This window comes from Micromonospora sp. C97 (genome assembly GCF_018070385.1).
GTDB classification, from domain to species: Bacteria; Actinomycetota; Actinomycetes; order Mycobacteriales; family Micromonosporaceae; genus Micromonospora; species Micromonospora parva.
Window position 1 is genome coordinate 105,500 of record NZ_JAGPXU010000020.1, and the last position, 7,869, is coordinate 113,368.

Below are 7,869 nucleotides of genomic sequence, written 5' to 3' on the forward strand. Positions count from 1 at the left end.
GTGGCCGGAAGCGCGATTTCCGACGGACGCCGCCGTGACGCAACGAATCACATCCGGGAACCGCCCAGACGCAACGAATCTTCGGTCTGCGCAACTCTCGGTGGTGGATCCTGCCGCTGACGCCGCATAACGTTGAGTCACGGCGCCAGCCCGTGGGCCACGGTGGCCGGGCGCGCCCGACCCCTGGGAGCAGGACAATGACGATGGACGCCACCAGCCAGCGCCTGTTGATGTGCCGGCCGACGTACTTCGCCGTCGACTACGCCATCAACCCCTGGATGGACCCGAGCGCGCCGGTCGACGCGGCGCTGGCCGTCCGGCAGTGGGAGCAGCTGCGCCAGACGTACCGTGACCTGGGCCACACCGTCGAGGAGATCACTCCGGTGCCCGGCCTGCCCGACATGGTCTTCGCCGCCAACGGCGGCACCGTGATCGACGGCAAGGCGATGGCGGTGCAGTTCCGTGACCCGCAGCGCGCCGACGAGGCGCCGGCGTACCGGGCCTGGTTCGAGGCCGCCGGCTTCGAGATGTACGACCCGAAGCACGTCAACGAGGGCGAGGGCGACGTCCTGCTGGCCGGTGACCACCTGCTCGCCGGCACCGGCTTCCGCACGGCACACGCCGCACACGCCCAGTTGCAGGAGGTCTTCGGCTACCCGGCGATCACCATGCAACTGGTCGACCCGCGCTTCTACCACCTGGACACCGCGCTGACAGTGCTCGACGAGCGGACCGTGGCGTACCTGCCCGAGGCGTTCTCTCCGGGCAGCCGGGCGGTGCTGCGCCGGCTCTTCCCGGACGCGGTGCACGCCACCATGGCCGACGCCGAGGTGCTGGGGCTGAACGCGGTCAGCGACGGGCGGCACGTGGTGCTGCCCGCGCAGGCCACCGACCTGGCCGCCAAGCTGCGCGACCGGGGCTACGAAACCATCGGTGTCGACCTGTCCGAGCTGCGTAAGGCCGGCGGCGGACCGAAGTGCTGCACGCTGCGACTCCGTCAGGGAAAGGCAAGCAAGTGATAGTGGATGACATCCTGCGGACGCCGGGAGCGGTCCGGGACGCCGAGCGCTGGACGGCGCACAACTACCACCCGCTGCCGGTGGTGATCTCGTCCGCCGAGGGCGCGTGGCTCACCGACGTGGACGGCAAGCGCTACCTGGACTGCCTGGCCGGTTACTCCGCGCTGAACTTCGGTCACCGGCATCCGCAGCTGATCGCCGCCGCGCACGCCCAGCTGGACCGGCTCACGCTGACCAGCCGGGCGTTCATCCACGACCAGTTCGCCGACTTCTGCCGGGAGCTGGCCGAGCTGTGCGGCAAGGACCTCGTGCTGCCGATGAACACCGGCGCCGAGGCGGTGGAGACCGGCATCAAGGTGGCCCGCAAGTGGGGCTACCAGGTCAAGGGCGTGGCCCCCGGGCAGGCCAACATCGTGGTCGCCGAGGGCAACTTCCATGGGCGGACCACCACCATCGTCAGCTTCTCCACCGACGAGGACGCCCGCGCCGACTTCGGGCCGTACACCCCGGGCTTCACTGTCGTGCCGTACGGCGACCTGGACGCGCTGACCGCCGCGATCGACGAGAACACGGTGGCAGTGCTGCTGGAGCCGATCCAGGGTGAGCAGGGTGTGGTGGTGCCGCCGGAGGGCTACCTGCCCGGCGTACGGCAGGTCTGCACCGAGCGCGACGTGCTGTTCATCGCCGACGAGATCCAGTCCGGTCTGGGGCGTACCGGCGCGACCTTCGCCTGTGACCACGAGGGCGTCGTGCCCGACATGTACCTGCTGGGCAAGGCGCTGGGCGGCGGCATCGTGCCGGTGTCCGCGGTGGCCGCGAACGCGGACGTGCTCGGCGTGCTCAAGCCGGGCCAGCACGGCTCCACCTTCGGCGGCAACCCGCTCGCCTGCGCGGTGGCGGTCGAGGTGGTCCGGCTGCTGGCCACCGGCGAGTTCCAGCGCCGCTCGGCCGAGCTGGGTGAGCGGTTGCGGGCCGGCCTGGAAGGGCTGGTCGGCAAGGGCCTGGTCGGGGTACGCGTCCGTGGACTGTGGGCCGGTCTGGACATCGACCCGGCGCTGATGAGCGGCCGGGAGGCGTGCGAGCGGCTGATGGCGCGCGGAATCCTCGCCAAGGACACCCACGGCTCCACCATCCGACTCGCCCCACCGCTGGTGATCACCGAGGAGGAGATCGACCTGGCGGTGGCCGCTCTGGCCGAGGTGCTGGCCGGCTGACCCAGAACGTGGTGGGAGGCGGGCGTCGGGTCTCCGACGCCCGCCTTCCGCGTCAGGGTCGGGGGAGGCGCATGGCCATCGTCGGGGCCTCGGCCATCACCGAGGTGGGGGTGAACGGAGCGCCGGTGGGCAACTCCTCGGCGCGGCCGATCTGCACGCCCGGGTACAGCTCCACCATGTCGTTCTCACCGAGCACCCGGGACTGCTGCGGGGCCAGCGGGATCCGGTCCGACTCGGCCATCGAACCGGCCGGGCGGATGCCGGAACCGTTGGTGCTGACGTCGGTCACGATGACCTCGCCGACCCGCAGCTCGAAGCGGACGTGACCACGGCTGATCCAGCGTCGGGCCTCGTCGTTGAGCCACTGCCCGAGCATGATCCCGCCGTCCTGCTCGGGGGCCCGACCAGCCACCACCGGCTGCTCCTCGCTGAGCACGAACCGCCGCCGGACGAGGCCGCCGACGCGCACCGCGAGCACCTCGGTACGCGGGCGCGGCCCGGCGTCGCCGAGCCGTGCGCCGTGCCGGGGGCAGGTCGGCACGCCGTTGCGCAGCGCGGGCGGCGGCTGCGCCGCAGGGCTGCGGTCGGCACCGCCGGCCAGGTCGGCGAACGCGCCGCCCCCACCACCGCCGCCGAACAACGCGCAGCCCGACTCCGGGCAGCGCCACTGGCGGGCCAGCAGCTTCACGCCGGTCGGCGAACGCTTGCCGGCCACCGGCGCGTGACCCCCGCCGACGTGCGCGATGAACACCGGCCCACCGGCGCCGGGGACCGGAGCGACCACCCGACCGGGCTGCTCGACCAGCCACGGGAACCGACCGCGCAACCCGTCGAAGCGGACCCGGCTGAGCACCGGCAGACCGAGCAGGTCGGCGACCTCCAACATCCGGTCACCCGGGTTGTCGAGCACCTCGACGAGCCCGTCGTCGGCCCAGCGGCGGACCACCATCCGTTCGTTGGAGGTGAGGTCAGCGTCGGAGAGTAATGCCCGGTGCACCACCGCGTAGACCTGGACGCTGTCCTCCTCCAACTCGCGGGAGAGCGCGTCGATGACCATGCCGAGGCGCAGCAGGCTGGCCCGCCGACCACCATCAATGTCCTGGTAGCGGATCACCTCGGCCAGGTCGACCACGGCCCGGGCCAGCGACGGGTCGGTGCAGACCCGCCCCTCGATGGCGTCCAGCACCTTGCTGATCTCGAATCTCATGCCACGCTCCCGACGATGTCGTCGATCCGCCGGGTCGGGGACCAGCCCGTCAGCCCGCCCAGCTCATCTCGCACCGCTCCCGCGGTGAGCAGGTCTGCCATGCGCCGACCCTACCGGGGACGACGGACGGCATCGACCAGCGGTAGCAGGGTGTCGATCGACCCGGTACGCAGGCGGGGGCGGTGCCGCCCGGCACCGCCCCCGCCTTCCCCCTGGTGTGTTCAGCCGCGCAGCGGCCGCCCCACCTCGTGCAGATGACCGAGTGCCTGCCGGTACGACTCGACCAATCCGGTCTCGGCGTACGGGATGCCCTGCTCGACGCAGTAGGCCCGGACGATCGGCTGGGCCCGGCGCAGGTTGGCGCGCGGCATGTTCGGGAACAGGTGGTGCTCGATCTGGTAGTTGAGACCGCCGAGCGCGGTGTCCACCAGCCGGCTGCCCCGCACGTTGCGGGAGGTCAGCACCTGCTTACGCAGGAAGTCCAACTCGTCCTCGGCGGTCGGCATCGGCATGCCTTTGTGGTTCGGCGCGAACGCGCAGCCCATGTAGAGGCCCCACAACGCCTGGTGCACGACGGCGAAGAGCAGCGCCTTGACCGGGGACATGACAGCCAACAGCAGTGCCACGTACGCGGCGGTGTGCACGACGAGCAGTGCCGCCTCGACCGCCCGGTGCCGCATCGGGACGGTGTACCCGCCGTTCGGCTCCCGGCCGATGATCGCCCGGATGCTCGCCACGTGCAGGTTCAAACCCTCCAGCAGGAGCATCGGGAAGAAGAGGTACGCCTGCCGCTTGGCCATCCAGCGGTTGATCCCGCGGGTCTCCAACGCCTGCTCGGGCGTCCACACCAGGGCACCCGCGCCGACGTCCGGGTCCTCGTCCTCGTGGTTCGGGTTGGCGTGGTGCCGGTTGTGCTTGTCGACCCACCACCCGTAGCTGATCCCCACCGCCACGTTGCCGGCGAACAGCCCCACCAGTTCGCTGGGACCACGCCGACGGAACATCTGGCGGTGCCCGGCGTCGTGACCGAGGAACGCGACCTGGGTGGTGGCCACCGCCATCACCGCCGCGAGCGGGAGCTGCCACCAGGAGTCGCCGAGCAGGAACACGGCCACCCAGCCGGCCACGAAGGCACCGAGGGTGAGCACGATGCGGGTGACATACCAGCCGGGACGCCGCTCCAGCAGGCCCGCCTGGCTGATCCGTCGGGACAACTGTGCGTAGTCACTGCCTCGCCGTCGTACCGGCGGTTCCGCCACCGCTCCGAGCGCCATCGCTGCTCCCGTTCCGCTTGCGCCCGTACCAGGGTGGTTCGGGCTTAATGTCAAGTCTCCCGATCGCGGTAGCGCTGAGTAACCCCGACAACCCCCGAATAGTGGGTAGGGCAGGCCCTACCTTCCTGACTTCAAACTCAACTCAGCCGCCCAACTGCCGCGCGCAGTCGAGCCAGGTCACGTCGACGTCGCTCGTAGGTGGCGGCGAGCCCGACCAGCGCCAGCCCGCCGACCCCCAGATAGATCCACCGGGGCAGCAGATCCCACCCCCGGGCCACCTCGTGCAGTGCCAACAGCGTCAGCACCCCGCCGCCGAGCAGCACCGGCGCCTGCCACCGGCGGGTCGCGCCGGCGAGCACCACGCCGACCGCCGCCGCGCCGAGGAGCAGTCGCCGCCACGGCTGCGGGTCTGGCCCGGCCAGCACCGACACGAGACTGGGCAGCAACGCCGCCACCAGCCCCGGGCCGAGAGCCGGCCAGCTGGTCAGCCCCGGCCGGGTGCGCAGCGCCAGCAGACCCGCGCCGACGGCGAGCGCCGCAGCCGGCAGTGTGTACGCCTCCAGCACCGTCACCCCACCGCCGGCCAGCAGCACCCAGGCCCCGAGCAACTCGCTGCCGGCGGCGATCCCGGCGAACACCCACCGTCGACCGGCCGGTTCACCCCGGCGCAGCAGTCGCAGCGCGACGGCGACACCCCAGAGCACGCAGACGGTGGCGAGATGCCGTGCCACCTCGACGGCGAACACCGCCGCCACCAGCGCGACAGCCTGCGCGGCGGCATCCAGCACCCGTCCCAGCCGGGCCCGCGCCGGGGTGAGCGCCGCAGCGGCCAGCGCCACCGCGGCCACCCCCAGCAGTGGGTACGCGGCCGCCCGCAACGGCAGCCCGCCGGCGAGCGGGGCGGTCACCGCCAACGCGGACGCCACACCCACGGCGGCGAGACAACCGACGACCCGTACCGCGGACCTGCGCGCCCCGACGGCGACCGCGACCGCCGCCACCAGCAGCACCGCCTCGGCCGCGAGCGTCGCCGCCCGGGTGGCCAGCAGACCCGCCACACCGGATGCCACCAGCACCACGCCCACCGGTACGGCGACCGGGGCGAGCACCGGGCGGGGCGGGGCCAGCGCGGTGAACAGCAGCGCGGCCAGCCCGGCGAGCAGAACGGCGGCCGGCAGCACCGGCCAGGGCGCCCCGATCGCGATGAGCAGCACCGGCAGCGCCGCCGCGACGAACGGCAGGGCGGCCGGCACCGGCAGCCCCACCCGCCGACCGGCCAGCGCCCCGGCCACCGCCAGCACGACCAGCGCGAACCCCACCGGGAGCACCGTCGGGTCGGCGACGACAGCCGGAACCCCCGACCACACCCGGCCCCGCCCGCCGTGCGGCGACCCGAGCGCGGTCAGCACCGTCGGCAGGGCCACCAGCACGGCCACCGCCGCCAGCGTCCCGCCCGCAGCCAGCAACAGCGCCGACCGGGCCGGCTCGCGCTCGGCTGCCGAAGGCCGGTCCCCGAGGGCCGCCGGACCGGAGTCGCTCACCGACGGCACCCAGCAGGCGACGACCGCGACGCCCAGCGCCGCCAGGGCGGCGTACAACGCGAGCGGTTCGTCACCCGCCCCGACCAGCGGCGCGAGGGCGGGCACTGCCACCGCGACGACGGCGCCGGTCTGCGCGTACCCGATCAGCTCCACCCGGTGACGACGCGCCGCGAGCGCCGCGACCAGCGACAGCCCGGCCCCCGCCAGCGCGAGCCGGGCCTGCCACCACGGCGGGGTGCCCGCGGCGAACAGCGCCACCGCCGCGATCGCGGGCAGCGTGAGCTGCCCGACCAGCAGACCCGCACCGGCCACCTCGCGGTACGCCCCGACCCCCCGTCGTACGCCCAGTGCCAGCCCGAGCGCGGCGAGAACGCCGAGCGCCACCAGGGCGCCGGTCGGGGCGGCCAGTGCGACAAGCAGCCCGTGCCCGAGCAGGACGGCACCGCCGAGCGCACGGGTGAGCAGGGCGACCGGCGGGGTGGCCGGGCGGGCCAGCACGGCGAGCAGCAGCGCGACCCCGCCGACCAGGTCGACGGCGACCACCTGAGCCCAGGAGGCCGTCCAGCCGGCGGGCACGGCCAACAGCACCGCCACCGCACCGGCCGTGCCGAGCACCGCCCGCGCGTTGCGGGGCAGCAGGAGCACCGCCGCGCCAACCGCCAGCGCCACGGCGGGCGCCAACTGCCAACCCCAGCGCAGGTCCGATCCCAGCCCAGCCCCACCCCACGGCGGCAGTGACCGGCCGACGGCGGCGGCCGCAAGCCCGATGGTGATCAGCACCGTCACCTGTGCCGTGCCCGCCGCGACGAACAGCGCACCGGCCCGCGCACCGGCCCGCCAACCGTCGCCACCGCGCGCCGCCGGCAGTAGCCGCACGGCAGCGGCCAACCCGAGCGCCACCGCCGCCGTGGCGAGCAGCAGCATTGACGGCCGCAGCTCGGCCACCGGGCGCAGCGCTGCGCCGGCGAGGACCGGCACCAGCAGCCCCGCCGCCACCGCCCGCAGCGCCCGCCCCCCGACGAGCCCGGCCGCACCGAGCCCGACCAGCACGACCAGCAACAGCGGCACACCGGCCAGCAGTGCGGAGCCCCCCGCCCGCCCGCTGACCAGCGGCACCAGCGCGCACGCCGCAGCATTCAGCAGCGCGGCGACATGGGCGATGCCGGCCAGCACCCGACCGACGAGCTGCGCCGCCCCTTCCCGGCCGCGCAGCGCGGCAAGCACGGCCAGGTTCAGCAACGCCACCCCGAGCAGGATCAGCGCCCACCCGGCCGCCCCCGCCCCGGTCTCGGCGGCGAGCAGCGGCAACGCCGGCTGAGCGGCCACCAGGGCGGCGAACCACGGCCCCGTCAACCCGCTCCACCTGCCGTACGCCACGGCAACCGCCGCGCTGGCCCCCCCGACCAGCGCGGCGTACCGGCTGCCCGGCCAGCCGGCCACGCCGGCCAGGTTCACCGACCAGGCCGCGTAACCGTCCAGCACCACCAGCAGCAACCCCACCGCGGCGAACGTCTCCGCCGTACCGCGCAGCCCCCGGCGGACCGCCAGCAGCGGCACACCCAGGGCGAGCGCGGTGAACGCGGTCAGGATCAACGCCCGCCCGCCAACCCCCAC

5 protein-coding genes are annotated in these 7,869 nt (G+C 73.9%); 2 read left to right on the forward strand and 3 right to left on the reverse strand.

Annotated features, from left to right (window positions below; translation table 11 throughout):
- The first annotated feature begins 203 nt into the window (after window positions 1-203).
- Both ddaH and rocD read left to right on the forward strand, forming a co-directional pair.
- A complete protein-coding gene (gene ddaH, locus KBX26_RS23280) occupies window positions 204-1,019 on the forward strand; it encodes a dimethylargininase (protein WP_210866426.1) in 816 nt (271 codons plus the stop codon).
- A complete protein-coding gene (gene rocD, locus KBX26_RS23285; RefSeq protein ID WP_210866427.1) occupies window positions 1,019-2,233 on the forward strand; it encodes an ornithine--oxo-acid transaminase in 1,215 nt (404 codons plus the stop codon). The genes ddaH and rocD overlap by 1 nt, the downstream gene beginning before the upstream one ends.
- A gap of 52 nt (window positions 2,234-2,285) precedes the next feature.
- Here the strand turns inward: rocD and KBX26_RS23290 are convergent, their stop codons facing one another.
- From KBX26_RS23290 to KBX26_RS23300, 3 genes are all read right to left on the reverse strand, one after another.
- Window positions 2,286-3,440, reverse strand: coding sequence for an FHA domain-containing protein (locus KBX26_RS23290; RefSeq protein ID WP_210866420.1), 1,155 nt, complete (start codon window positions 3,438-3,440; stop codon window positions 2,286-2,288).
- 221 nt (window positions 3,441-3,661) lie between these two features.
- Complete coding sequence (locus KBX26_RS23295) at window positions 3,662-4,714, reverse strand: acyl-CoA desaturase (RefSeq protein WP_210866421.1); 1,053 nt, start codon at window positions 4,712-4,714, stop codon at window positions 3,662-3,664.
- A 137-nt stretch (window positions 4,715-4,851) separates the two neighbouring features.
- A partial coding sequence (locus tag KBX26_RS23300) for an SCO7613 C-terminal domain-containing membrane protein (RefSeq protein WP_210866422.1) occupies window positions 4,852-7,869 on the reverse strand: 3,018 nt, incomplete at its 5' end.